We start from the raw sequence: 23,929 nt of genomic DNA, 5'->3' as shown, positions 1-23,929 counted from the left end.
CCCGCCCCGTTCAGGCCTTGAGCTTGTAGCCGAAGCCGCGGACCGTCTCGATCCGGTCCTGGCCGATCTTGGTGCGCAGCCGCTGCACATGGACGTCGACGACCCGGGTGTCCCCGCCCCAGCCGTAGTCCCACACCCGCTCCAGCAGCTTGTCGCGGGAGAGCACGGTGCCCGGCGCTGAGGAGAACTCCAGCAGCAGCCGCATCTCGGTGGGCGTGAGCGCCACCGGCCGGCCGGCCCGGCGCACCTCCATGCCCTCGGTGTCGATCTCCAGTTCGCCGAAGGTCAGCACCCCGCCGGCCGCCGTCGCCCCCGGCTCCTCGGCCTGGACTCCGCCGCTCGCGTGTCCGAAGCGCCGCAGCACCGCCCGGATCCGGGCGACCAGCACCGCGCCGTCGAACGGCTTGGTCACGTAGTCGTCGGCGCCCGCCTCCAGGCCCAGCACCACGTCGATGGAGTCGGCGCGCGCCGACAGCATGATCACCGGCACGGTCGACTCGTCGCGGATACGGCGGCACAGGCTGACGCCGTCGAGACCCGGGACCATGACGTCCAGCAGCGCGATGTCGGGCCGGTCGGCGCGGAACGCCTCCAGACCGGACAGTCCGTCGGGCATGGCGGTGACCGCGAAACCGTCCCGCTCCAGGGCGAGCTGGGTGGCCTCGCGGATGACGTCGTCGTCCTCGACGAACAGAACGTGGGTCTGGTCTGCCATCCCGGTGCTCTCAGTCCTCGTGTGGGGGGCGTGTGGTGTTGTCGTTCAAGAGAGTGGTGCGAGAGAGTCGTACAAGTGAGTCGTACAAGATGATCGGGCCAGGTGGTCCGATCGGTTCACTCAGGTCTCCGGAACCGGTGAGGGTTCCTCGCCGACGACCGTGCCGTAGTCGTTGTGCCAGAAGTACTCCTGGGCGAAGCGGCCCTCGCGCCAGCGGTACGTGATCACGTTCTCGCCGGACGGGCTCGACACCGGGTCGCCCTTCTCGTACACCTGCTTGCTCACCACCAGATCGCCCCGGTCGATCTGCGCGTAGACCGGCGGCTCCTCGGCCTTGAAGACGTTCTCGTACGTGCCGTTCTGCTCGCGATACACGTACGAGCCCACACCGACGCCGTCTCCGCAGGTCAGGACGTTGACCACGACGTCCTCGGAGGATCCGCCGGTGAGGTCGCCGTAGGAGGTGTCGATGGGGTAGTCGTCCGCGACGCACGGCTGGAGGTCGCTCTTGACCTCCTGCGACACCCGCGGATCCGACTTGATCAGCCGGACCACCTCCGCCTGCCCGGGACGGCCGGTCGACGCGGGGGCGGGGGACGCCGAGGGGACGACGGCGGCGCCCGCCGCCGACTCGTCGTGCGCCGGGCCCTCGTCGCGGGCGCCGGTGCCGCCCGTGGCGCAGGCGGACACGAAAAGGCCGAGGGCGGCGAACACGGCCAGCGCCGTGATCACCGCCCGGGAAGTCCCCCGTGCCCCGGCCGCCCGTGTGGCCTCAGTGGCTAGGCCGCGCAACGCTCCCGCTCCTCACGCTCCAGCGCGCGTGCGTCCAGATCGCGGCTCTCCAGCTCCTCACGGAGCCGGGCGAGCGCCCGGTGCAGCGTGCTCTTGACCGTTCCGGCCGACATGCCGAGGGCGGCGGCCGTCTCCTCCGTGGACATCTGCTCCCAGTGTCGCAGCACGACCACACTGCGCTGCTTGGGGGCGAGCACCCGCATGATGTCCATCAGCAGGGCGCGGTCCGCGTGCTGCTCGGTGGAGTCGTCGACCGAGGCGTCCGGGAGCTGCTCGGTCGGGACCTCCTCCAGCTTGCGGGCCCGCCACCACTCGGTCCGCGTGTTGATCATGACGCGGCGCAGGTAGGCGTCCGCGAGCCGCTTGTCCTCTATGGTCTCCCAGCGGCCGTACGTCCGTACCAGCGCCGTCTGGAGGAGGTCCTGGGCGTCCACGGGGTCCGGGACCAGCCGGCGGGCACTGCGCAGCAGCGCCTCCTGCCGGGTGCGGACGTACTCCTCGAACTCGAGCACCTCGCCCTGCGCCATGTTGACCGCCTCCGATTCCCCGTGAACTTCGTTGCGTGCCACCCCGTCGGGCACGCAACAGAAGCTACGGAGGCGTTGTCACGGCGCTGTCCGAAGCAGCCTGCGGCTGGCAATCGGCTGTCCGTCGGTTGTGTAACGGAAGTAGGCCAGGGGTAAAGGAGGGCACCGGATCGCTCCGGTTCGGGGCGATTTGCCGGGCGGTGAGCCGGCGGGCAACCGATACAGAACGCGGGGCGGTCAGCCGGCGGGCAACCGGTACAGAGCGCCGGGCAGCGGCTCCACCAGCCCGTCGGCGACGAGCCCGTCCAGCGCGCGGGCCCGCTGCACCGGCTCGTGCCACACGCGGTCCAGGGCCGCCTGCGGCACGGGCGCGTGGGCTTCGCGCAGTACGGCGAGCAGCTTGCCGCGGACCTGGCGGTCGGTGCCGGCGTAGGTCTGGCCGCGGCGCGGCGGGCCCTCGTGCTCCGGCTTGCCCGCGAGCCGCCAGGCGCACTGCGCGGCGATCGGACAGCGGTGGCACGACTCGTTCTTCGCCGTGCACACCAGCGCGCCCAGTTCCATGGAGGCGGCGGCCCAGCGCGCGGCCGTCGGCACGTCCTCGGGCAGCAGCGCGCGGGCGAGCCTGCGCTCGGCGGCGGTGGTGGCGTTCGGCGGGTACCGCACGCCGGTGACCGCGCGGGCGAAGACCCGGCGGACGTTCGTGTCGAGCACCGGGTGCCGCTGCCCGTACGCGAAGGAGGCGACGGCGGCCGCCGTGTACTCGCCGATGCCGGGCAGCGCGAGGAGCTGCGCGTGATCGGTCGGTACGTCACCGCCGTGCCGTTCAGCTATCGCCACCGCGGCGCCGTGCAGCCGCAGCGCGCGGCGCGGATAGCCGAGCCGGCCCCAGGCACGGACGGCCTCGCCGGGCGCCTCGGCGGCCAGGTCGGCGGGGCGCGGCCAGCGGGTCAGCCACTGCTCGTAGACGGGCAGGACGCGGTTCACCGGGGTCTGCTGGAGCATGAACTCGCTGACCATCACCCCCCACGGCCCGGCCTCGGGCCGCCGCCAGGGCAGATCCCGGGCGTGCTCGTCGAACCAGTCGATGACAGGAGCGTGCAGCGGCTCGCCCTTGGGCGAATCGGCGTGCTCCGGGTGAACGTGGGGCTTCGTGGGCACAGTCATGGCCTTACCGATCCTGCCATGCGCGACGCCCCGGAGGGCGGCACCGCCACCCCTTGGGGGTATGGCGGCGTCCCTCGGCGGCGGCCCCCCGTGGGGCGTGCCCCGACGAAGAACGCGGGTGGGAGCGCCCGTTGGGGCGGCGTGCCGGGATGATGATCCGGAAAAGTTGTGGCCGGGGCGGCGGGTGGGGCAAGGTAACGCGCCGATCTCTCGTACAGTTTGCGCCGTGGGATCTCTGCGCAATCCGGTCGGGCCGCTTCCCTCCTCCATCTACTGGCGACGGAGGGCCGTACTGCTGTCCGTGCTCGCCCTGTTGGCGTTGCTGATCGCCTGGGTGGTCACCTCGGGCGGCGGGGGAGACAAGAACGGCGCGGATGGAAGCAACGGCAAGAATCCCGCCCCCTCGACGATCACGCCGGGCCCCTCCGGCTCCGGTCCCGCGATCAGTGAAGCGCCGGGCGGGCGGGACGAGTCGGACGACGAAGGGTCGGGGTCCGGGGACAGCTCCGGGTCCGGGCCGGGCGACGGCTCCGGTTCCGACGGCGGCTCCGGTACGGGTTCGGGTTCCGACGGCAGCGCGGGCGGCGGCGGTTCGGCGGCCGGTACGGGTGTCGGGGCGGGCGACGCGCTTCCGGCGGGCTCCTCCTTGCCCAACTGCACCGCCGGTGCCGTGAAGTTGACGGTGCGCAGCGCGCGCAACACGTACGGGCCCGGCGAGACCCCCACCCTCGAACTCACCGCCACGAACTCCTCCGGCGGCGACTGCAAGGTCGATCTCGGCCCGAAGAACGCGGTGTTGACGATCACTGAGGCCGGCGGCGATGACGACTACTGGTCCTCCGCGGACTGCCCCAGGACCGCGGGAAGTCTGGTCTTCCGGGTCGCCGCCGACAGCAGCGTCACCTACACGGTGAAGTGGGACCGCAAGCCGAGCGCCCCCGAGTGCGCCACACCTCCGGCGGGTTCGGCCGTGGCGGGCACCTACCTGGTGGAAGCCACGACTCCGGGCTTCGCGAAGGCGCAGACGTCGTTCGTGCTGGAGAAGGACTGAGCGCAGGCCGCGGGGTGCTGGGCTCAGGCGGACTGAGCGCAGGCCGGGGTGCTGGGCTCAGGCGGACTGAGCGCAGGCCGGGGGCCGGTCGCCCGTGAGTTGCGCGGGCTAGACGTACCGCTCCAGGATCGACGACTCCGCCAGCCGCGACAGCCCCTCGCGCACGCTCCGCGCGCGGGCCTCGCCGACGCCGTCCACTGTCTGGAGGTCGTCCACGCTCGCGGCGAGCAGCTTCTGCAGGCCGCCGAAGTGCTCCACCAGCCGGTCGATGATCGCCCCGGGCAGCCGCGGCACCTTCGCCAGCAGCCGGAACCCACGCGGCGACACCGCGGAGTCCAGTGCCTCGGGCGACCCGGTGTAACCCAACGCCCGGGCCACCGTGGACAGTTCCAGCAGCTCCGCGTGGCTCAGCGCGTCCAGCTCGTACAGCGCCTCATCGACCGTACGGGAACGCTTCGCCGTCGGCTCGGGCACGTAGTCCCGCACCACCAGCTCGCGCTCGGGCTCCACGCCCGCGATCAACTCGTCCAGCTGCAGCGCGAGCAGCCGCCCGTCCGTACCGAGCTCCACCACGTACTCGGCGATCTCGGTGGCGATCCGGCGCACCATCTCCAGACGCTGCGCCACCGCCGAGACGTCCCGGACCGTCACCAGGTCCTCGATCTCCAGTGCCGACAGCGTGCCCGCGACCTCGTCGAGCCGCAACTTGTAGCGCTCCAGGGTGGCCAGCGCCTGGTTCGCGCGGGACAGGATCGCCGCGGAGTCCTCCAGCACGCGCCGCTGCCCGTCGACGTACAGCGCGATCAGCCGCATCGACTGCGAGACGGAGACGACCGGGAACCCCACCTGCTTGCTGACCCGGTCCGCCGTACGGTGCCGGGTGCCCGTCTCCTCGGTGGGGATCGTCGGATCCGGCACCAGCTGCACGCCCGCGCGCAGGATCTTCGACAGGTCCGAGGAGAGCACGATGCCGCCGTCCAGCTTGCACAGCTCCCGCAGCCGGGTCGCCGTGAACTCGACGTCCAGCACGAATCCGCCCGTGCACATGGCCTCGACGGTCTTGTCGGAGCCCAGCACGATGAGCCCTCCGGTGTTGCCGCGGAGGATCCGCTCGAGGCCGTCGCGCAGGGCCGTGCCGGGTGCCACGGCGCTCAGTGAGGCGCGCATCAGGCCATCGGTACCGGCGCTCCCACCGGACTTTCCGGGAGCCGCTGCCCGGTCGTTGGCTGCCACTGCACTCCTCCGGTCGCAGGTTCTGGGGCGCTCCCGTTTCGCACACTCGGTTCGTACGGACGGGCGAGACCAGGGCAAAGTCTACCGGCGGTCCTCCTCGTCCCGTGGGGCCTCTCGTCGACGCGAGCGCGGAAGGACCCTGAGGGCGTCCCCTATGTCCGCGACTTCCAGCACCTTCATCCCGGCCGGGACCTTGCCCGGATCGCCCGGCACGAGCGCGTGCGTGAAGCCGAGACGGTGCGCCTCGGCCAGCCGGCGCTGGACCCCGGTGACCCGTCTGACCTCGCCCGCGAGGCCCACCTCGCCGATCGCGACGAGGTTCTTGGGCAGCGGGGTGTCGCTCGCGGCGCTGGCCAGCGCGAGCGCGATGGCGAGGTCGGCGGCGGGCTCGGAGAGCTTCACTCCGCCGACCGTCGCGGAGTAGATGTCCCTTTTGCCCAGGGCGCTGATCCTGCCGCGCTGTTCCAGGACGGCGAGCATCATCGAGACCCGGGAGGTCTCCAGGCCCGAGGTGGTGCGGCGGGGGGAGGGGATCTGCGAGTCGACGGTGAGCGCCTGCACTTCGGCGACCAGGGGGCGGCGGCCCTCCAGGGTGACCGTCAGACAGGTGCCGGGGACCGGTTCGTCACGACGGGTCAGGAAAAGTCCGCTTGGGTCGGCGAGGCCCGTGATGCCCTCGTCGTGCAGTTCGAAGCAGCCGACCTCGTCGGTGGCGCCGTAGCGGTTCTTGACGCCGCGGACCAGGCGCAGGCGCGCGTGCCGGTCGCCCTCGAAGTGCAGGACGACGTCCACCAGGTGCTCCAGCAGGCGGGGGCCCGCGATGGCGCCGTCCTTGGTGACATGGCCCACGAGGAGCGTCGACATCCCGCGCTCCTTGGAGGCCCGGATCAGGGCGCCCGCCACCTCCCGCACCTGCGCCATGCCGCCGGGCGCGCCGTCGATCTCCGGCGAGGCCACGGTCTGCACGGAGTCGAGGATCAGCAGGGACGGTTTGACCGCGTCCAAGTGCCCGAGCACGGCCGCCAGATCGGTCTCGGCGGCGAGATAGAGATGATCGTGGAGGGCCTTGATGCGGTCGGCGCGCAGCCGCACCTGGCTCGCCGACTCCTCGCCGGTGACATACAGGGTGGGGTGCTCGTCGCTGGCCGACTTGGCGGCGACGTCCAGCAGCAGCGTGGACTTGCCGACGCCGGGCTCGCCCGCGAGCAGCACGACGGCGCCGGGCACCAGACCGCCGCCGAGGACCCGGTCCAGCTCGGGCACGCCGGTGGAGCGGGCGGTCGCCCGCCGCCCGTCGACCTGCCCGATCGGCAGCGCGGACGTCGTGACACGCCCCGGCGCCGTCGTACGGACCGCGGGCGCGCCGTACTCCTCGATCGTCCCCCAGGCCTGACACTCGGGGCACCGACCGAGCCACTTGGCCGTCTGCCAGCCGCACTCGGTGCAGCGGTAGGACGGACGCTCCTTGGCGGTCTTCGTACGGGCAGCCATGGACGGAACGGTATAGGGCGCCACTGACAACGCCGTCGTCGCCGTGTCCGACGAGGCCCGCGGGCGGTCGTGCCGCGGGGGCGGCCCCCGCGTCCACCCCGTTCACCACGCGGAACCGGCCACCGCCACCCCGTTCCGGCCACGGAATCCGGCGCTCCTGTCCCCTATTGAGGGATCGTTTCACCCGTACGGATTAAAAGTGCTCAAGGTGGAAGAAGCCGCCACCCCGACCCGCCTACGGTCCACGGGTGAAGAGCAGCAGTCCGGAGACCACCACCCGCACCACCGGCGCACACCGAGCGCACCGGGAGGCGCGCGACCGGCGGGCCGCGCGCACTCTGGCACAGCGACCGCCCGCCAGGTACGAGCCGTACCTGGACGGCCTGTTCACCTACTGCCTCTCCGTGCTGTGCGACCACGACGCGGCCACCGCCGCCCTCGGCGACGTCCTCGCCCTCGCCGAGCGCCGCGGACAGCGCGTCCCGGAGTCCGCCGCCGACCGCCGCGCCTGGCTGTACGCGCTCGCCCGCTGGTCCTGCCTGCGCAAGCTGGCCGAGGCCAAGCAGAAACGTCAGGCCACGCACGCCGCCGGCCGCACCGACGCGCACCGCAGGCCCCCCGTCCCGCCCGTCTCCGAGCAGGTCCAGGAGGACCGCAGGCGCCAACTCGCCCTGCTCGCCTGGCCGGAGGCGGCCGGCACCACCCCCGAACAGCGCGAGGCGCTCGAACTCGCCGTACGCCACCACCTCGCCGCCCACGAGGTCGCCGCCGTCCTCGGCATGGACCTCGCCGTCGCGCGCGAACTCCTCGCCTCCGCCGCCTGCGAGGTGGAGCGCACCCGCGCGGCCCTCGCCGTGGTCGAGACCGGCACCTGCCCGAGCGTGGCCCGCCTCACCGGCGACCACCAGCTCGTCCTCAGCACGGCCCTGCGCCGGGAGCTGGTCCGCCACGTCGACGACTGCCCCCGCTGCCGCCGTACGGCCGAGCGCGCCGTGCCCGGCCGCTGGCCCGGCGCCTCCGTCACCCCCGCCGAACTGCCCGTCCTCGAGGCACCCCGCGCGGCCCTGCACGTCGCCATGGCGCACGTCCCCCGCGCGCGGGGCACCGCCCCCCGCTTCGACCGGCGCGGCTTCCCGATGGACCCCAAGGACCGGGCCGCCCGCAGGGACCGCCTCCGCGCGCGGGCCGTCACCACGACCGTCGTCGCCACCGTCGTCGCCGCGCCCGTGCTCGCCCTGTGGGCCGCCTACCGGGGGACGCCGACCGGCGAGGGCGCCGAGGGGCACTCGGCCAGCGCGAGCGAGGCGCACGGCCCGGACGCCCTCGACGGCGAGGCCACGGACGGCGGTTACGAGAACGCCGGCAACGCCAGCGCCCGCCCCGGCGGCCGGCACGCCAAGGACGGCGGGCCCGATGTCACCGTCGAGGTCATCAGCGTCACCGGCGCCGGGAAGCCGGGCGCGGGACAGCTCGACGTCACGGCGGACCACCTTGGGGACACCACGCTCATCACCCTCCGGGCGACCGGTGACGCTCCGGTGCGGTGGTCCGCCACGACCGGTGCCGCCTGGCTCTACCTGAGCCGCTCCTCGGGAACCCTCGACCCGGGCGAGTCGTTGACGATCAAGGTGTACGTCGATCCGCTGCGCGAACCGTCCGGGTACTGGACCGCGCGGGTCGCCGTGGCGCCCGCCGGTGCCGTCGTCCGTATCGAGGGGTACGGCACCGCGCCCGGCCCGTCCGATCCGGTGCCCTCCGACCCCGGGCCGGGGAGCCCAGATCCGGAGCCGACCGGACCCACCGAGCCCACGCCCAGCGACCCGCCGCCGACGTCCCCGGACCCCACGCCCACCGATCCGGCGCCCACCGAGCCCACGCCCAGCGATCCGCCGCCCTCTTCGTCGGACCCGGACCCGCCGCCGTCCGAGTCGGGGGATCCGTCCGGCTCGTCGCCGCCGCCCAGTGGCAGCGGCGACCCGAGCCCGTCCACGTCCTAGCCCTTCGGGCCCTCAGACCACCGGGTCCGCGGGATGCGGTGCCAGCAACGGCAGCTGCGAGGCCAGCCGCTCCTCGCACAGCTCGACCAGGCGGTCGTAGCCCGCCTTGCCCATCAGCTCGGTCAGCTCCGCGCGGTAGGAGACGTAGACCGGATCGCCGGCGCCGTGTGCCGAGGTCGCCGACGTGCACCACCAGTGCAGGTCATGGCCGCCCGGACCCCAGCCGCGGCGGTCGTACTCGCCGATGGAGACCTGGAGCACACGCGTGTCGTCGGGGCGGTCGATCCAGTCGTAGGTCCGCCGGACCGGCAGCTGCCAGCAGACGTCCGGCTTGGTCTCCAGCGGCTCGCGGCCCTCCTTCAGGGCGAGGATGTGCAGCGAGCAGCCCGCCCCGCCCGCGAACCCGGGGCGGTTCTGGAAGATGCACGAGCCGTTGTAGGGGCGGGTCTGGCGGTCGCCGTCCTCGTCCTCCGAGATCCAGCCGTGCTCCAGGCCCTCGTCGTGGTGCTGCCAGATCTCCGGCGTGAGCCTCGCCACATGCTCGGCCACCCGCTTCTCGTCGTCCTCGTCCGAGAAGTGGGCGCCCAGAGTGCAGCAGCCATCGTCCGCGCGGCCTGCTTGGATGCCCTGGCAGCCGCTGCCGAAGATGCAGTTCCAACGAGAGGTCAGCCATGTCAGATCGCACCGGAAGATCTGCTCGTCGTCTGCCGGATCGGGGAACTCCACCCATGCGCGGGCGAAGTCCAGCCCCTTCTCGTCGGCAGCCGCGGCCTGCTGCGCCCTCTTCGACGGCTTCACCTTCGACGAATCGCCGGATGATTTGGCCGTCTTCTGGTCCTTCGCCTTTTTCGTCTTTGGCACGCGTCCAGGGTAAGTCGCCCGAGACCTCGGCAGGGACAGCTCCGGGGGAGGTGCCCGGCTCGGCGGGCAGTAGCGTGCCGTACATGAGACTCGGTGTCCTCGACGTGGGATCTAACACGGTGCATCTGCTGGTCGTGGATGCGCACCCCGGCGCGCGCCCGCTGCCGGCACACTCGCACAAGGCGGACCTGCGCCTTGCCCAGCTGCTCGACGAGAGCGGGGCCATAGGGTCCGACGGGGTCGACAAGCTGATCTCCGTGGTGAAGGAGGCGCTGCAGGCCGCCGAGGACAAGGGCGTGGAGGACCTGCTGCCGTTCGCCACGTCCGCGGTGCGGGAGGCGAGCAACGCGGACGACGTCCTCGCGCGCGTGAAGGCCGAGACCGGCGTGGAGCTCCAGGTCCTCACGGGGGCCGAGGAGGCCCGGCTGACGTTTCTGGCCGTTCGCCGCTGGTTCGGCTGGTCGGCGGGGAAGCTGCTGGTGCTGGACATCGGGGGCGGGTCGCTGGAGATCGCGTACGGGATCGACGAGGAGCCGGACGCGGCGGTGTCGCTGCCGCTGGGGGCGGGGCGGCTCACCGCGGGGTGGCTGCCGGGCGATCCGCCGGCGGCCGAGGACATACGGGCCCTGCGTCGGCACGTCCGGGCCCAGATCGCGCGGACGGTGGGGGAGTTCAGCCGGTTCGGGCGGCCCGATCATGTCGTGGCCACGTCGAAGACGTTCAAGCAGCTCGCCCGTATCGCCGGAGCGGCCCGTTCCGCGGAGGGGCTGTACGTCCAGCGCGAGCTGAAGCGGGGGTCGTTGGAGGCCCTGGTGCCGCAGCTCTCGGGGATGACCACGGCGGAGCGGGCGGAGCTTCCCGGGGTGTCCGAAGGACGGGCGGGGCAGCTGCTCGCGGGGGCGCTCGTCGCGGAGGGCGCGATGGATCTGTTCGGCGTGGAGACGCTGGAGATCTGCCCCTGGGCGCTGCGGGAGGGCGTCATCCTCCGGCGGCTGGACCATATGCCCGCCGTGTGACGCCTTGGCGGGTGCCCGGACCTGTGCCCTGAGCCTGGAGTCGCTGCCCGGTACCGGGAGTCGTGCTCGACACCGGGATCCGTGCTCGACACCGGGATCCGTGCTCGGTACCCGGAGCCGTGCTCGGTGCGTGAGGTGTGCCACCCCGTGGGTCCTCGTGAGCCGTCGGCTCGGGTGCTGCCGGGGCACGTGTGTGCGAGGCAAATGCCCTGTATGCGCGTGTGCAGGGGCTTACTGGCCGGTTCTCGCGGGCCGTCGGCATCGCTCGGGCTCGCGCTCCCCGGTGTCCGGTGAGGCCCCGTACTCTGTCCCTCGTGGCAGAACCAGTGGTGCGCATCCCGGATGCGAAGGTCGCTCTGTCGACGGCCTCGGTCTATCCGGAGTCGACGGCGACGGCCTTCGAGATCGCCGCGCGCCTCGGGTACGACGGTGTCGAGGTCATGGTGTGGACCGATCCCGTCAGCCAGGACATCGAGGCGCTGCGCCGGCTCAGCGACTACCACCGGATCCCGATCCTCGCCGTGCACGCCCCCTGCCTGCTCATCACCCAGCGCGTGTGGTCCACCGACCCGTGGACCAAGCTCCAGCGGGCCCAGGCCGCGGCCGAGAAGCTCGGCGCGAGCACGGTCGTCGTGCACCCTCCGTTCCGCTGGCAGCGCCAGTACGCGCGGGACTTCGTCGCCGGAATCTGGCGCATGGCGAACGAGACGGATGTGCGGTTCGCCGTCGAGAACATGTACCCGTGGCGGTACCGGGACCGCGAGATGCTCGCGTACGCGCCCGACTGGGACGTCACGAAGGACGACTACCGTCACTTCACGATCGATCTCAGCCATACGTCGACCGCCCGCACCGACGCCCTTCATATGATCGACCGTATGGGCGACCGGCTGGGGCATGTGCACCTCGCGGACGGGCGGGGATCGGCCAAGGACGAGCACCTGGTTCCCGGGCGGGGCGACCAGCCGTGCGCCGAGGTGCTGGAGCGGCTCGCCCTCACTGGGTTCGACGGCCATGTCGTCATCGAGGTCAACACCCGTCGCGCCATGTCCAGCGCCGAGCGGGAGGCCGACCTCGCCGAGGCCCTGGCGTTCACCCGGCTGCATCTGGCCTCCGCGGTGAAGGTGCCCCGGCCGTGAGCGACACCGCAGCGGCACCGCGCAGGGGCCGGGGCCGCCGTACGCGCAGCGAAGCCGCCGACACCCGTGCCCGGATCCTGGCCGTGGCCCGCGAGGAGTTCTCCGAGCGGGGATACGAGAAGACCTCCGTGCGCGGGATCGCCAAGGCGGCCGGCGTCGACTCCGCGCTGGTGCACCACTACTTCGGCACCAAGGAACAGATCTTCGAGGCGGCCGTGGAGGTCGCCTTCGCGCCCGCGTTCAGGGCCCGCGACTCCATCCTCGACGGCCCCCTCGACGGCGTCGGCGAACGGCTGACCCGGATGATCCTCGGTCTCTGGGAGAACCCGGTGACCAGGGCGCCGCTGCTGGCGATCGTGCGCTCGGCCGTGAACAACGAGACCGCGGCCGCCGTCTTCCGCAAGCTGATCTCCGCGCAGCTGCTCCGCCGGATCGTGGAGCAGCTCGACCTCCCGGACGCCGACCTGCGCGCCGAACTCGCCGCCGCCCAGCTCGTGGGCGTCGCCATGCTGCGGTACGTCATCAAGATCGAGCCGCTGGCCTCGGCGGATCCCGAGCAGATCGTCGCGCGGGTGGCCCCCGTCGTGCAGGGGCACCTCACCAGGCCGTAGGTGCCTGACCCGCAGTCGGCATGGCGAGACGTGTGTCCCGTATTCCGGACACCGTGTCCGGGGCCTGGACGAGCGGCGTACGCTCGATAGCAGCCCTATCTGTCTGAAGGAGCGAGCGACGATGCCCGAGCTGAGGTCCCGCACAGTCACCCACGGCCGCAACATGGCGGGCGCCCGCGCCCTTATGCGCGCCTCCGGTGTACCGGGTGCGGACATCGGCCGTAAGCCGATCATCGCGGTCGCGAACTCCTTCACCGAGTTCGTGCCGGGTCACACCCATCTGCAGCCGGTCGGCCGGATCGTCAGCGAGGCGATCCGCGAGGCGGGCGGCATCCCGCGCGAGTTCAACACGATCGCCGTGGACGACGGCATCGCGATGGGCCACGGCGGCATGCTGTACAGCCTCCCGTCCCGCGACCTGATCGCGGACTCGGTCGAGTACATGGTCGAGGCCCACTGCGCCGACGCCCTGGTCTGCATCTCCAACTGCGACAAGATCACCCCGGGCATGCTGAACGCCGCACTGCGGCTGAACATCCCCACGGTCTTCGTCTCCGGCGGCCCCATGGAGTCCGGCCGCGCGACGCTGGTCGACGGCACGGTCCGTACGCTCGACCTGGTCGACGCGATCTCCGACGCGGTGAACGACAAGATCTCGGACGAGGACATCCTCCGTATCGAGGAGAACGCCTGTCCGACGTGCGGCAGCTGTTCCGGCATGTTCACCGCCAACTCGATGAACTGCCTCACCGAGGCCATCGGCCTGTCCCTGCCCGGCAACGGCTCGGTCCTGGCGACGCACACGGCCCGTAAACAGCTGTACGTCGCCGCGGCGCAGACGGTCATGGACATCACCCGCCGCTACTACGAGCAGGACGACGACACCGTCCTGCCCCGCAACGTCGCCACCTTCCGGGCCTTCGAGAACGCCATGGCCCTGGACATCGCGATGGGCGGCTCCACCAACACGATCCTGCACCTGCTCGCCGCCGCCCAGGAGGCGGGCGTGCCCTTCGGCCTGGAGGAGATCGACGCGGTCAGCCGCCGGGTCCCCTGCCTGGCGAAGGTGGCCCCGAACGTCGCCAAGGACCGCACGTACTACATGGAGGACGTGCACCGCGCGGGCGGTATCCCCGCCCTGCTGGGCGAACTCCACCGCGCGGGGCTGCTGAACGAGGACGTGCACGCCGTGCACAGCCCGTCACTGGCGGACTGGCTGAAGACGTGGGACGTGCGGGGCGGCTCCCCCTCGGCGGAGGCCGTGGAGCTGTGGCACGCGGCGCCCGGGTGCGTCCGGTCCGCGGAGGCCTTCTCGCAGTCCGAGCGCTGGGAGGCGCTGGACGAGGACGCCGAGGGCGGCTGCATCCGCAGCGCGGAGCACGCGTACTCGAAGGACGGCGGCCTCGCGGTGCTGCGCGGCAACCTCGCGGTCGACGGCTGCGTCGTGAAGACGGCCGGTGTCGACGAGTCCATCTGGACCTTCGAGGGACCGGCGGTCGTCTGCGAGTCGCAGGAAGAGGCCGTGCGGAAGATCCTGGCGCAGCAGGTGAAGGAGGGCGACGTCGTCGTCATCCGGTACGAGGGCCCCAAGGGCGGTCCCGGCATGCAGGAGATGCTCTACCCGACCTCGTACCTCAAGGGCCGCGGCCTCGGGAAGGCCTGTGCCCTCGTCACCGACGGCCGCTTCTCCGGCGGCACCTCCGGCCTGTCCATCGGCCACGCCTCCCCGGAGGCGGCGGGCGGCGGCACGATCGCGCTCGTCGAGGACGGCGACCGGATCCGCATCGACATCCCGAACCGCTCGATCGAGTTGCTCGTCGACGACGCGGAACTCGCCCGCCGCGAGCAGGCGTTGAACGGCGTGTACGCCCCCAAGAACCGCGAACGCAAGGTCTCGGCGGCTCTCCGGGCCTACGCCGCGATGGCCACCAGCGCGGACAAGGGCGCGGTGCGCGACGTGACCAAGCTGGGCTGAACACCTCCGGCACCTCGACGGTCTGGGGCCACCCGCTCTTCCGGGTGGCCCCTCGCCATGTCACCAGGCGGCGGGGTCCCGGGTGTCCTTGGCGAAGACGGTGCCGTCGGGGGCGGAGGCGTAGACGCGGTCGCCGACCACCACCGGGACGGGCAGTCCGGCCGCGACCTGCTCCGTGCCCGTGCCGAGCCGCGGGGACGTTTGTCCGGCGAGCCTGCCGTCGTCGACGGCCACGGCGATCAGCCGGCCGTCCGGCGCGGAGACGTACACGTGCCGATCGTCGGCCACCGGGGTCGAGCCCCGGCTCACCCCGGTTTCCAGGCTCCACCGCTGCTTGCCCGCGGCCATGTCGACGGCCACCAGCGATCCGCCGCCGCCCATCAGGTAGACGACGTTCTCCCGCACGGTGGCATGCGCCTGCTCGACCGGTACGGGCAAGCTCACACGCTGGGAGGTCGTGGTGCCGGGCGTGTAGCGGAGCACTGCCTGTGCGTCGCCGTAGACCTTGCCGAGGGACGTGAAGAAGACCGACCCGTCGGCCGTGCCGACCGGCTCCAGCGCACCGCGCAGCCGCGCCTCCCACCGCACCTCGCCGGATTCCGGATCAACCGCCGTGACCTGTGTGGTCGTGCCGTTCTCTGCCCTGGTCACGGCGTAGGCCAGCGGGTCCCCGGGATAGGAGACGAAGTAGGGCATCTTGTGCCCGGGTATCCGGCGGCTCCACCGCTGGACACCCGACGTGCCGTCGACACCGGTGACCGTGCCGTCGGTACGGGTGAGCAGGAGGCTGTCGCCCGCGTACGTCAGCCCGCTGTACGCCGGCATGTCCTGCCGCCAGCGGGACGTGCCCGTGGCCGGGTCGAGCGCCTCCAGCCTGCGGCTCATGTCCGCCCACGGCTGCACGAGGCCACCGGCGACGACCGGCGGCCCGGTCCATTCCCCCGGGACGGTGTGGCGCCACAGCAGCCGCCCGTCGAGCGGATCGAGGGCGAACACCACGCCTGCCTGCGCACAGAGCAACTGGCCGGCGCCGTAGGAGCAGTGGGGCGCGTTCGGCGTGCCGGACACCGACTCGGTCTCCCAGGGACGGAACAGGGCCGAGGCCTTTCGGGCAGCGCCTCCGTCCGGGGCCGGGGCACTGCCGCCGACCAGATGCACCGCCGTGATCGTCCCGCCCACCATGAGCGCCGCGACGACCGCGGCCAGGGCGGCCCGCCGACCCAGGAACTTCCCGAAGCGCCGCACCTCAGGCTTCTCGGCAGCCGGGGGGCGCGGCGGTCCCGGCTCGTCACTCGCCCGCTGGGCCGGGATGAACGCCTGTGTGTCGTACGAGGCCGCCACCGACCGCAGTTCCCGCATCAACTCGTCCGGCGTGGGACGGTCCTCGGGCTCCTTGGCCAGACACCGCTGGATCAGCGGCCCGAGATTCTCCGGTACGCCGGTCAAGTCGGGCTCGTCATGGACGACTTGGTAGGCGACGACGTACGGACTGTCCGAGTCGAACGGCCCCCGTCCCGTCGCCGCGTGCACCATGACCGACCCCAGCGCGAAGATGTCCGCGGCCGGCCCCACCTCGCGCGGCCGCCGGAACTGCTCGGGTGCCATGAACGGCGGCGTCCCGATCAACTTCCCCGTCTCGGTCCGCAGTTCGCTGTCCTTTGGCCGAGAAATGCCGAAGTCGATGACCTTCGGCCCGTCGTCGGCGAGCAGCACGTTGCTCGGCTTCAGGTCCCGGTGCACGACCCCGACCCGATGGATGTCCCGCAGCGCCTCGGCCAGCCCGGCCATCAGCCGGCGCAACTGCTCCGGGGACATCGGACCGTTCCGCTTCACCTGGTCGGAGAGTGTCGGCCCGGGGATGAACAGCGTGGCCATCCAAGGCCGTTCGGCCTCCGGGTCGGCGTCCACGACGGACGCGGTGAAGGCGCCGCTGACGCGTCGGGCGGCGGCTATCTCCTGCCGGAACCGCCCCCTGAACTCGCGGTCCCGGGCGAACTCGGCATGGATGACCTTCACCGCGAGCTTCATCCCGGAGGTGCTGCGCGCCAGGTGTACGACTCCCATGCCGCCGGAGCCGAGGCAGGACTCAAGACGGTAGTGACCGGCGTACTCGGGAAGTTCCGCTTCCGCGCCCGCTCCGGCGTTCCGCTGTGGCGCCATGGGACCACCCCCGTGCTGTTCGTCCGCGCGCGCGACGCAGGGAGCCTAGTCGATGACACGTACGAGACAGAGGCGGCTTGCTAGCCTCTGTGTGCGAATTACGTACGCGTGTTTCTTGGCGTGATTCGGGGGAATCAACGGGGCCCATGACTTCCATGGGACGCAACGGGGGAGGACTCTCATGTCTGTTGACCGCATCGACGAGGTGCCCGAGACGGAGACCGGGGACGCGAAGGAAGCCGCAGGCCTGGCCGCGGAGACCGTGCTGCGCTACTACTCGGTCGCCCCGGGCGTCCGCCTGAACGTCCGCCGCGGACCCGGCACCAACTATCCCGTCACCCGCGTCCTCCCCGAGGGCGCCAAGGTGCCGATCTTCTGCCAGACCCCGGGCACGACCGTGACCGGCCCGTACGGCACCACGAACATCTGGGACAACATCGACGACAGCGAGTTCGTGTCCGACGCCTACGTGAACACGGGCAGCGACGGCTACGTCCGCCCGCGCTGCGCGAACTGACTCTCTCTGCCGATCAGAGGACACGCATGATCTCTCGCAGACGGGCAGCCGCCCTGCTCGCGGCTGCCGTCGGCGCCCTTCTCATGGTGCTCGGCGTTTCACCCGGCTGAACGTCCGCAACGGCCCCGGCACCAACTACGACATCGTGCGTGTGCTGCCCGAGGGCTCCCGCGTCCCGATCTACTGCCAGATGCCCGGTACGACCGTGACCGGCCCGTACGGCACCTCGAACATCTGGGACAACATCAGCAACGGCGAGTTCGTCTCGGACGCGTACGTGAAAACCGGCAGTGACGGCTACGTGGCCTCCCGCTGCGGCTGAACCGACGACAAGGAACCCCACCGAACATGACACCGCGCAGCCGTAGATCCCTCCTCCTCGGCGGAACCGTCGCCGGGGCGTTCCTCATGGTGCTGGGGGTGTCGCCCACCGCCAGCGCCGTCACGTACTACGACGTCGCCCCGGGCGTCCAGCTCAATGTGCGACGAGGCCCCGGCACGGAGTACCCCATCGTGCGCACCCTGCCCGTCGGCGCCAAGGTCGCGATCTACTGTCAGTCGCCGGGCACGACGGTGACGGGCCCGTACGGCACCTCCAACATCTGGGACAACATCGCCAACGGCGAGTACGTCTCGGACGCCTACGTGAAGACGGGCACCGACGGCTACATCCGTCCGCGCTGCGCCTGACCCCCGCGGGGCCCGTGGCCGGGCGGAGTCATAATCGACGGGTGAGCGACGAGACAGGCACCCCGGCCCCGGCCCCGGCCACGGCCCCGACCACGGGACCCCGGCCCGAACCCATCCGCTTCTTCGGCACGAGCTGGGTCGACCACACCGACGGGTACACCGGCCGCCGTATCGGCGTGGCCGTCGGGTCGCTCGCCGCCGCGGTGATCTCCTGCCTGGTCCTGCGCTTCGCCTACCAGGGCCTCCAGATCGCCGCGGTCGGCGGCCTCGTCACGACGCTGATGATCGTGATGTTCGCGATCTGCAGCGCCCTCGCCTTCCGCAACACCTGGGATGGCTTCGGCAAACGCCCCGACCCCGCCCGCCAGGCTTCCCTCCGCGGCCTGCTGGCCATCGGCTTCGTCGGCTCCCTCCTCGCCTACTTCTTCCGCTCCCTCACCGAGGCCCCCGGCGAGAAGCTCCACCGCGAGGAGTACGAGACGGCCCGGGAGCAGTACGCCAAGCGGACCACCCGCCGCTCCGGCAACCCGTCGAAGAAGCGCCGCCGCTCCTGAGCCGCCCTCTTACGCAAACTCACCGCCCGACGGCTCACCCCCCTCCACCATGGCCGTATGACGGCTGCCTCCTCCCACTCCACCCGCGCCCACTCCTTCAACGCGGCCGCGGCCCAGTACGCCGCCAACCGCCCCTCCTACCCGCCCGCCCTCTTCGACACCGTCGAGGAACTGGCCGGCCGCCCCCTCGCCGGAGCGCGCGTCGTGGACGTCGGGGCCGGCACGGGCATCGCCACCGCCCTGCTGCACGCCCGCGGCGCCGAGGTGATCGCCGTGGAACCCGGCGACGGCATGGCGGCCCAGTTCCGCCGGGCGCACCCCGGTATCCCGATCGTCCGGGGCAACGGCAACACCCTCCCCCTCGCCGACTCCTGCGCCGACTTCCTCACCGCCGCCCAGGCCTGGCACTGGACCGACCCGGCGCGGTCGATCCCGGAGGCCCAACGCGTCCTGCGCCCCGGCGGCGCGCTCGCCCTGTGGTGGAACACCTACGCCCTCGACGTCCCGTGGATCGTCGCCCAGGCCCAGCGCATCGAGACCTTCTTCGGCGTCGACCCCGTCGTGGAGAAGAACGGCAGCAGCGCCCGCGGCTCCGACCCCGACGGCCGCTTCGACTTCACCCGGCGCGTGGTCCGCTGGAGCCGCCGCGTCCCCGTCGACACCCATCTCGCCAACATAGGCAGCCACTCGATGTTCCTGGTCGCCGGTGAGGAGGCGAGCGCCACCTTCCTCACCGAGGAGCGGGCGCGCCTCCTGACGACGTTCCAGGACGGCATCGTCGAGGAGATCTACGACGTCGAACTGATCGTCGCCCTCAACTCCTGACCGCGCGCCGCGGCCCACCCCTCCAGGGCCGCGGCACACGCGTGGTCCAGATGCCGCAGCCCACCCAGCTCCAGCCGCACCGCACGGTCGCGGGGCAGCGCCTCCAAGGCGTCCCACAGCTTCGGCAGCCGCAGGAACGTGACGTGGCCCTGCACCCGTACGACGATCCCGGCGCCCCCCTCGTCCCCGGTCCCCACCCGCACATAACACCCGCACCGACTCCCACAGCCCGCGCACCCCGACCCGCCACACACCGAGGCCCGGCCGACGGCCGGACCAAGACGGAGCGCACAAAGCGGACCACCCGCCTCCGATCACGCCTGCACGCGCCCAGACCAACGTGCGCCACCACTTGACGGCACCCCTCCGCCGGAGGGTTAATCAGCACATGATGAATATCAAGTCCGACCCACCGGCCACCGGAACACCCCCCGACCGCGACACCCCAGCCGTCCGCGCCGAAGGCCTCACCGTCGCCCGTGGCCCGCGCACCGTCCTGCGCTCCCTCGACTTCACCGTCCCGCGCGGCCAGATCACCGGCCTCCTGGGGCCCTCCGGCTGCGGCAAATCGACCCTCATGCGCTCGATCGTCGGCACCCAGGCCAAGGTCACCGGCACCCTCGACGTCCTCGGCCGCCCCGCCGGACACCCCAAACTGCGCACCCTCATCGGCTACGTCACCCAAGCCCCCTCCGTCTACGACGACCTGACGGTCCGCCAGAACCTCGAATACTTCGCGGCGATCCTCGCCCCCGGCCACGGAGCCGCCGACCAACGCCACGAGAACGTCACCCGCGCCATCGAGGACGTCGACCTCACCAGCCACGCCGACGCCCTCGCCGGCAACCTCTCCGGCGGCCAGCGCAGCCGGGTCTCCCTCGCCGTCGCGCTCCTCGGCACCCCCGAACTCCTCGTCCTCGACGAACCCACCGTCGGCCTCGACCCCGTCCTGCGCCGCGACCTGTGGAACCTCTTCCACGACATCGCCGACCGACGCGGCGCCACCCTCCTCATCTCCTCCCACGTCATGGACGAGGCCGAGCGCTGCCACCGCCTCCTCCTCATGCGCGAGGGCCGGATCCTCGCCGACGACACCCCCGACGCCCTGCGCACCCGCACCGACTCCGAAACCGTCGAAGCGGCCTTCCTGCACCTGGTCGACGAGGCGGTCGCGGCCGCCGCCCGCGAGAAAGAGACCACCCGATGAGCACCACCACCCGCACACCCGGGACGACCGGCACCGTCACCCCCGCCCCGACCAGCGCCCTGAACCTCTCCCGCACCACCGCCACCGCCGCCCGGGTCCTGCGCCAGCTCCGCCACGACCCGCGCACCATCGCGCTGATGATCCTCGTCCCGTGCGTGATGCTCTTCCTGCTGCGCTACGTCTTCGACGGCAACCCGCGCACCTTCGACAACATCGGCGCATCACTCCTCGGGATCTTCCCGCTGATCACGATGTTCCTGGTCACCTCCATCGCCACCCTGCGCGAACGCACCTCCGGCACCCTGGAACGCCTGCTCGCCATGCCCCTCGGCAAGGGCGACCTGATCGCCGGCTACGCCCTCGCCTTCGGCACCATCGCGATCGTCCAGTCCGTCCTCGCCACTGCCCTCGCCCTGTGGGGCCTCGGTCTGGACGTCACCGGCAGCCCCTGGCTGCTCCTCCTGGTCGCCCTCCTCGACGCACTCCTCGGCACCGCACTCGGTCTCTTCGTCTCCGCCTTCGCCGCCTCCGAGTTCCAGGCGGTCCAGTTCATGCCGGCCGTGATCTTCCCCCAGCTCCTCCTCTGCGGCCTGTTCACCCCGCGCTCCGAGATGCACCCCGCCCTGGAAGCCATCTCCAACGTCCTCCCCATGTCCTACGCCGTCGACGGCATGAACGAAGTCCTCAAGCACACCGACATGACGGCCGCCTTCGTCCGCGACGCGCTGATCGTGGCCGGCTGCGCGCTCCTCGTCCTCACCCTGGGCGCCGCCACCCTGCGCCGCCGCACGGCATAGCCGGCCACAGCACCCACCGACGCCCCACCCACGTCCCGCCCACCGGACACCCAACCCACACTCAAGCCCCCGATGGGAGGATGAACACCGGACGACGCAACCCCGGAGGGCACCCCAGCCATGACTCAGAAAGTCGCAGTCCTCGGCACCGGCAAGATCGGCGAAGCCCTGCTCGGCGGAATGCTCCGAGCAGGCTGGGGCCCGGACGACCTCCTCGTCACCGCCCGCCGCCAGGACCGCGCCGAGGAACTCCACCGGCGCTACGGAGTCACCCCGGTCAGCAACCCGGAAGCCGCCAAGACCGCCGACACCCTGATCCTCACGGTCAAGCCGCAGGACATGGGCACCCTCCTCGACGAACTCGCCCCGCACGTCCCCGCCGACCGGCTGGTCATCAGCGGCGCCGCAGGCATCCCCACCTCCTTCTTCGAGGAGCGCCTCACCGCGGGCACCCCCGTCGTCCGTGTCATGACGAACACCCCCGCCCTCGTCGACGAGGCCATGTCCGTGATCTCTCCCGGCAGCCACGCCACCGAGAACCACCTCGCCCACACCGAGGAGATCTTCGGCGCCGTGGGCAAGACCCTCCGCGTCCCCGAGTCCCAGCAGGACGCCTGCACCGCCCTCTCCGGCTCGGGTCCGGCGTACTTCTTCTATCTGGTCGAGGCCATGACCGACGCCGGCATCCTGCTCGGCCTGCCCCGCGACAAGGCCCACGACCTGATCGTCCAGTCCGCGATCGGCGCAGCCACGATGCTCCGCGACAGCGGCGAGCACCCCGTCAAGCTCCGCGAGAACGTCACCTCGCCCGCCGGGACCACCATCAACGCCATCCGCGAGTTGGAGAACCACGGCGTACGGGCCGCCCTCATCGCCGCCCTCGAAGCCGCCCGCGACCGCAGCCGCGAACTGGCCTCCGGCAACAACAGCTGACGACCCCAGGCCGCCCTCACCGAGACGAGGGCGGCCCGGAACGGCAGCCCTACGCGGTCACGGCGATATCCGAAGCCGCAGGCAGCAGCCCGATCGCCCGATACGCGGCGTCCACGGTCGGCCGGGCCATCGCCCGAGCCCTCTCCGCACCATCACGCAGCACCCCCTCCACATAGCCAGGATCAGCGCACAGTTCCCTGTGCCGCTCCTGCACGGGCCTGAGAACCTCCACGACGGCCTCCGCGGTGTCCTTTTTCAGTGCGCCGTACGACTCATATACACCGCTCAGGTCCGAGGGGTTCCCACCCGTGCACGCCGCGAGGATCTCCAGCAGATTCGCCAGGCCAGGGCGCCCCTCACGGTCGTAGACGACCTCCCGCCCGCTGTCGGTGACCGCCCGCATGACCTTCTTCCGCACCACGTCCGGCTCGTCCAGCAGATAGACGATCCCCGGCCCGACGTCATCGCTCTTGCCCATCTTCGACGTCGGCTCCTGCAGGTTCATCACCCGCGCCGCCACCGCCGGATGCGTGGCCCGCGGCACCACGAACGTGTTCCCGTAGCGCTGGTTGAACCGCACCGCCAGATCCCGCGTGAGCTCCACATGCTGCGCCTGGTCGTCCCCGACCGGCACCTCGTCACTGCCGTACGCCAGGATGTCCGCCGCCATCAGCACCGGATAGGTGAGCAGCGACAGCCGCACACTCCCACCACGCTCCCGCTCCCGCCCGGCCTTCTCCTTGTACTGGATCATCCGCCGCATCTCGCCGTCCGTGGCCACGCACTCCAGCACGTACGACAGCCGCGCGTGTTCGTCCACATGACTCTGTACGAACACCGTGCACAGCGCCGGATCCAGCCCCGCCGCGAGCAACAGCGTCGCCGCCTGCCGACTCAGCCTGCGCACCCGCGCCGGATCGTGCTCCACGGTGAGGGCGTGCAGATCGACGATGCAGAACAGCGCGTCGGCCCGGTGCTGGTCGACCTCCGCCCAGCGCCGCATGGCGCCGAGGTAGTTCCCCAGCGTCAGATGCCCGGTCGGCTTGACCCCGCTGAAGACCCGCGTCATCTCTCCACCTCCTGGTCGAGACCGCCGTCCCCGGCCGGCCGACCCTCTGGAGGGAGAAACGAGAACGGCCGCCGAGGGCGGCGGCCGTTGAGTGCATACGTGAGTACGGCCGCCGTCAGGCGGCCCACCACAGCTGGGTGCACGTACGCGTTGTCATGGACCTCAGAGTACGCCCCGAGGGTCCCGCTCGGGCGGGAGTTGACACGACTCGACGTGGTCCGTACTGTTCTCCGAGTTGTCCGACGTGAGCGTCGACTCCGGTCGGTCCCCGGACAGCCATTCCGCAAGTCCCAACCAACAATCGACGACAGTCGAACTGTCTGCCGTCGTGCCATTGGCATGCGTATTTGCGAAATGAGGAATCCACGTTCGAAAGGACGCAGCCCCCGATTAGCTCGGGAGCCGGGAATCCGCTAAAGTCTCACTCGTCGGAACGGGCCCGCAACGGCCGGGAAGACAACCCCCACTGACTGGGAATCAGACGCCGAAAGGATCTGATAGAGTCAGAACCGCCGGAAAGGGAAACGCGAAAGCGAGAACCTGGAAAGCACCGAGGAAATCGGATCGGAAAGATCTGATAGAGTCGGAAACGCAAGAACGAAGGG

24 protein-coding genes are annotated in these 23,929 nt (G+C 71.5%); 14 read left to right on the top strand and 10 right to left on the bottom strand.

What is annotated here, in order from left to right:
- Nucleotides 1–10: 10 nt before the first annotated feature.
- The 4 genes from cseB to AC068Z_RS09055 all read right to left on the bottom strand — a co-directional run bounded on the left by cseB (nt 11) and on the right by AC068Z_RS09055 (nt 3,198).
- Nucleotides 11–715, bottom strand: a complete 705-nt coding sequence (cseB, locus tag AC068Z_RS09070) for a two-component system response regulator CseB (protein ID WP_478553827.1) — start codon at nt 713–715, stop codon at nt 11–13.
- 120 nt (nt 716–835) lie between these two features.
- Nucleotides 836–1,507, bottom strand: coding sequence for a hypothetical protein (locus AC068Z_RS09065; protein WP_478553826.1), 672 nt, complete (start codon nt 1,505–1,507; stop codon nt 836–838).
- Nucleotides 1,495–2,034 (bottom strand): SigE family RNA polymerase sigma factor, encoded by a 540-nt coding sequence (locus AC068Z_RS09060; RefSeq protein WP_478554529.1) that lies wholly within the window; start codon nt 2,032–2,034, stop codon nt 1,495–1,497. The genes AC068Z_RS09065 and AC068Z_RS09060 overlap by 13 nt, the downstream gene beginning before the upstream one ends.
- Before the next feature lie 237 nt (nt 2,035–2,271).
- Nucleotides 2,272–3,198 carry an HhH-GPD family protein gene (locus AC068Z_RS09055; RefSeq protein ID WP_478553825.1) on the bottom strand — a complete coding sequence of 309 codons (927 nt, stop codon included), beginning with the start codon at nt 3,196–3,198 and terminating at the stop codon, nt 2,272–2,274.
- 226 nt (nt 3,199–3,424) lie between these two features.
- Here AC068Z_RS09055 and AC068Z_RS09050 point away from each other — a divergent pair, with 226 nt between their 5' ends.
- The gene (locus AC068Z_RS09050) at nt 3,425–4,249 is read left to right on the top strand and encodes a hypothetical protein (RefSeq protein ID WP_478553824.1); all 825 of its coding nucleotides are present in this window, start codon (nt 3,425–3,427) and stop codon (nt 4,247–4,249) included.
- A gap of 108 nt (nt 4,250–4,357) precedes the next feature.
- On the opposite strand, the gene disA is transcribed toward AC068Z_RS09050, so the two are convergent.
- Complete coding sequence (gene disA / locus AC068Z_RS09045; RefSeq protein WP_451722929.1) at nt 4,358–5,482, bottom strand: DNA integrity scanning diadenylate cyclase DisA; 1,125 nt, start codon at nt 5,480–5,482, stop codon at nt 4,358–4,360.
- Nucleotides 5,483–5,563: 81 nt separating this feature from the next.
- Nucleotides 5,564–6,973: a DNA repair protein RadA gene (gene radA / locus AC068Z_RS09040; RefSeq protein ID WP_478553823.1), complete on the bottom strand. Its 1,410-nt coding sequence runs from the start codon at nt 6,971–6,973 to the stop codon at nt 5,564–5,566.
- 248 nt (nt 6,974–7,221) lie between these two features.
- Between radA and AC068Z_RS09035 the strand changes: the two genes are divergently transcribed.
- Nucleotides 7,222–8,970: a BACON domain-containing protein gene (locus tag AC068Z_RS09035; protein WP_478553821.1), complete on the top strand. Its 1,749-nt coding sequence runs from the start codon at nt 7,222–7,224 to the stop codon at nt 8,968–8,970.
- A gap of 12 nt (nt 8,971–8,982) precedes the next feature.
- Here AC068Z_RS09035 and AC068Z_RS09030 read toward each other — a convergent pair whose 3' ends face one another.
- Nucleotides 8,983–9,831, bottom strand: a complete 849-nt coding sequence (locus AC068Z_RS09030; RefSeq protein WP_478553819.1) for a DUF3109 family protein — start codon at nt 9,829–9,831, stop codon at nt 8,983–8,985.
- An 83-nt stretch (nt 9,832–9,914) separates the two neighbouring features.
- On the opposite strand from AC068Z_RS09030, the gene AC068Z_RS09025 reads away from it, so the two are divergent.
- The 4 genes from AC068Z_RS09025 (at nt 9,915) to ilvD (ending at nt 14,572) form a co-directional block, all read left to right on the top strand.
- On the top strand, nt 9,915–10,847 hold the full coding sequence (locus AC068Z_RS09025) for a Ppx/GppA family phosphatase (RefSeq protein WP_478553817.1): 933 nt from the start codon (nt 9,915–9,917) through the stop codon (nt 10,845–10,847).
- Between the two features lie 314 nt (nt 10,848–11,161).
- Nucleotides 11,162–11,986: a sugar phosphate isomerase/epimerase family protein gene (locus AC068Z_RS09020; RefSeq protein ID WP_451722938.1), complete on the top strand. Its 825-nt coding sequence runs from the start codon at nt 11,162–11,164 to the stop codon at nt 11,984–11,986.
- Nucleotides 11,983–12,597, top strand: coding sequence for a TetR/AcrR family transcriptional regulator (locus tag AC068Z_RS09015; RefSeq protein WP_478553814.1), 615 nt, complete (start codon nt 11,983–11,985; stop codon nt 12,595–12,597). The genes AC068Z_RS09020 and AC068Z_RS09015 overlap by 4 nt, the downstream gene beginning before the upstream one ends.
- Nucleotides 12,598–12,718: 121 nt before the next feature.
- A complete protein-coding gene (ilvD, locus tag AC068Z_RS09010) occupies nt 12,719–14,572 on the top strand; it encodes a dihydroxy-acid dehydratase (protein ID WP_478553813.1) in 1,854 nt (617 codons plus the stop codon).
- A gap of 60 nt (nt 14,573–14,632) precedes the next feature.
- Here ilvD and AC068Z_RS09005 read toward each other — a convergent pair whose 3' ends face one another.
- Entirely contained in the window at nt 14,633–16,732 is a 2,100-nt protein-coding gene (locus AC068Z_RS09005) for a serine/threonine-protein kinase (RefSeq protein ID WP_478553811.1), read from the bottom strand.
- Between the two features lie 181 nt (nt 16,733–16,913).
- On the opposite strand from AC068Z_RS09005, the gene AC068Z_RS09000 reads away from it, so the two are divergent.
- From AC068Z_RS09000 to AC068Z_RS08980, 5 genes are all read left to right on the top strand, one after another.
- On the top strand, nt 16,914–17,249 hold the full coding sequence (locus tag AC068Z_RS09000) for an SH3 domain-containing protein (protein WP_478553809.1): 336 nt from the start codon (nt 16,914–16,916) through the stop codon (nt 17,247–17,249).
- A gap of 106 nt (nt 17,250–17,355) precedes the next feature.
- Nucleotides 17,356–17,571 (top strand): peptidase, encoded by a 216-nt coding sequence (locus AC068Z_RS08995; protein WP_478554528.1) that lies wholly within the window; start codon nt 17,356–17,358, stop codon nt 17,569–17,571.
- 26 nt (nt 17,572–17,597) lie between these two features.
- Nucleotides 17,598–17,939 carry an SH3 domain-containing protein gene (locus AC068Z_RS08990; RefSeq protein ID WP_478553807.1) on the top strand — a complete coding sequence of 114 codons (342 nt, stop codon included), beginning with the start codon at nt 17,598–17,600 and terminating at the stop codon, nt 17,937–17,939.
- A gap of 41 nt (nt 17,940–17,980) precedes the next feature.
- Entirely contained in the window at nt 17,981–18,493 is a 513-nt protein-coding gene (locus tag AC068Z_RS08985; RefSeq protein ID WP_478553805.1) for an EamA/RhaT family transporter, read from the top strand.
- Nucleotides 18,494–18,550: 57 nt separating this feature from the next.
- Nucleotides 18,551–19,318, top strand: coding sequence for a class I SAM-dependent methyltransferase (locus AC068Z_RS08980; protein WP_478553803.1), 768 nt, complete (start codon nt 18,551–18,553; stop codon nt 19,316–19,318).
- Here AC068Z_RS08980 and AC068Z_RS08975 read toward each other — a convergent pair.
- A complete protein-coding gene (locus AC068Z_RS08975) occupies nt 19,282–19,515 on the bottom strand; it encodes an STAS domain-containing protein (RefSeq protein ID WP_478553801.1) in 234 nt (77 codons plus the stop codon). The genes AC068Z_RS08980 and AC068Z_RS08975 overlap by 37 nt on opposite strands.
- Nucleotides 19,516–19,706: 191 nt before the next feature.
- Here AC068Z_RS08975 and AC068Z_RS08970 point away from each other — a divergent pair, with 191 nt between their 5' ends.
- The 3 genes from AC068Z_RS08970 (at nt 19,707) to proC (ending at nt 22,255) form a co-directional block, all read left to right on the top strand.
- Entirely contained in the window at nt 19,707–20,525 is an 819-nt protein-coding gene (locus AC068Z_RS08970) for an ABC transporter ATP-binding protein (protein WP_478553799.1), read from the top strand.
- Nucleotides 20,522–21,322 (top strand): ABC transporter permease, encoded by an 801-nt coding sequence (locus AC068Z_RS08965; protein WP_478553797.1) that lies wholly within the window; start codon nt 20,522–20,524, stop codon nt 21,320–21,322. The genes AC068Z_RS08970 and AC068Z_RS08965 overlap by 4 nt, the downstream gene beginning before the upstream one ends.
- A 120-nt stretch (nt 21,323–21,442) precedes the next feature.
- Nucleotides 21,443–22,255 carry a pyrroline-5-carboxylate reductase gene (gene proC / locus AC068Z_RS08960; protein WP_478553796.1) on the top strand — a complete coding sequence of 271 codons (813 nt, stop codon included), beginning with the start codon at nt 21,443–21,445 and terminating at the stop codon, nt 22,253–22,255.
- A gap of 49 nt (nt 22,256–22,304) precedes the next feature.
- On the opposite strand, the gene trpS is transcribed toward proC, so the two are convergent.
- Nucleotides 22,305–23,324: a tryptophan--tRNA ligase gene (gene trpS, locus AC068Z_RS08955; protein ID WP_478553794.1), complete on the bottom strand. Its 1,020-nt coding sequence runs from the start codon at nt 23,322–23,324 to the stop codon at nt 22,305–22,307.
- Nucleotides 23,325–23,929 lie beyond the last annotated feature (605 nt).

It is taken from the genome of Streptomyces sp. NPDC043726 (assembly GCF_056436565.1).
Note: the sequence above shows the minus strand (reverse complement) of the source record. Positions and strands in the feature narration are given on the sequence as shown.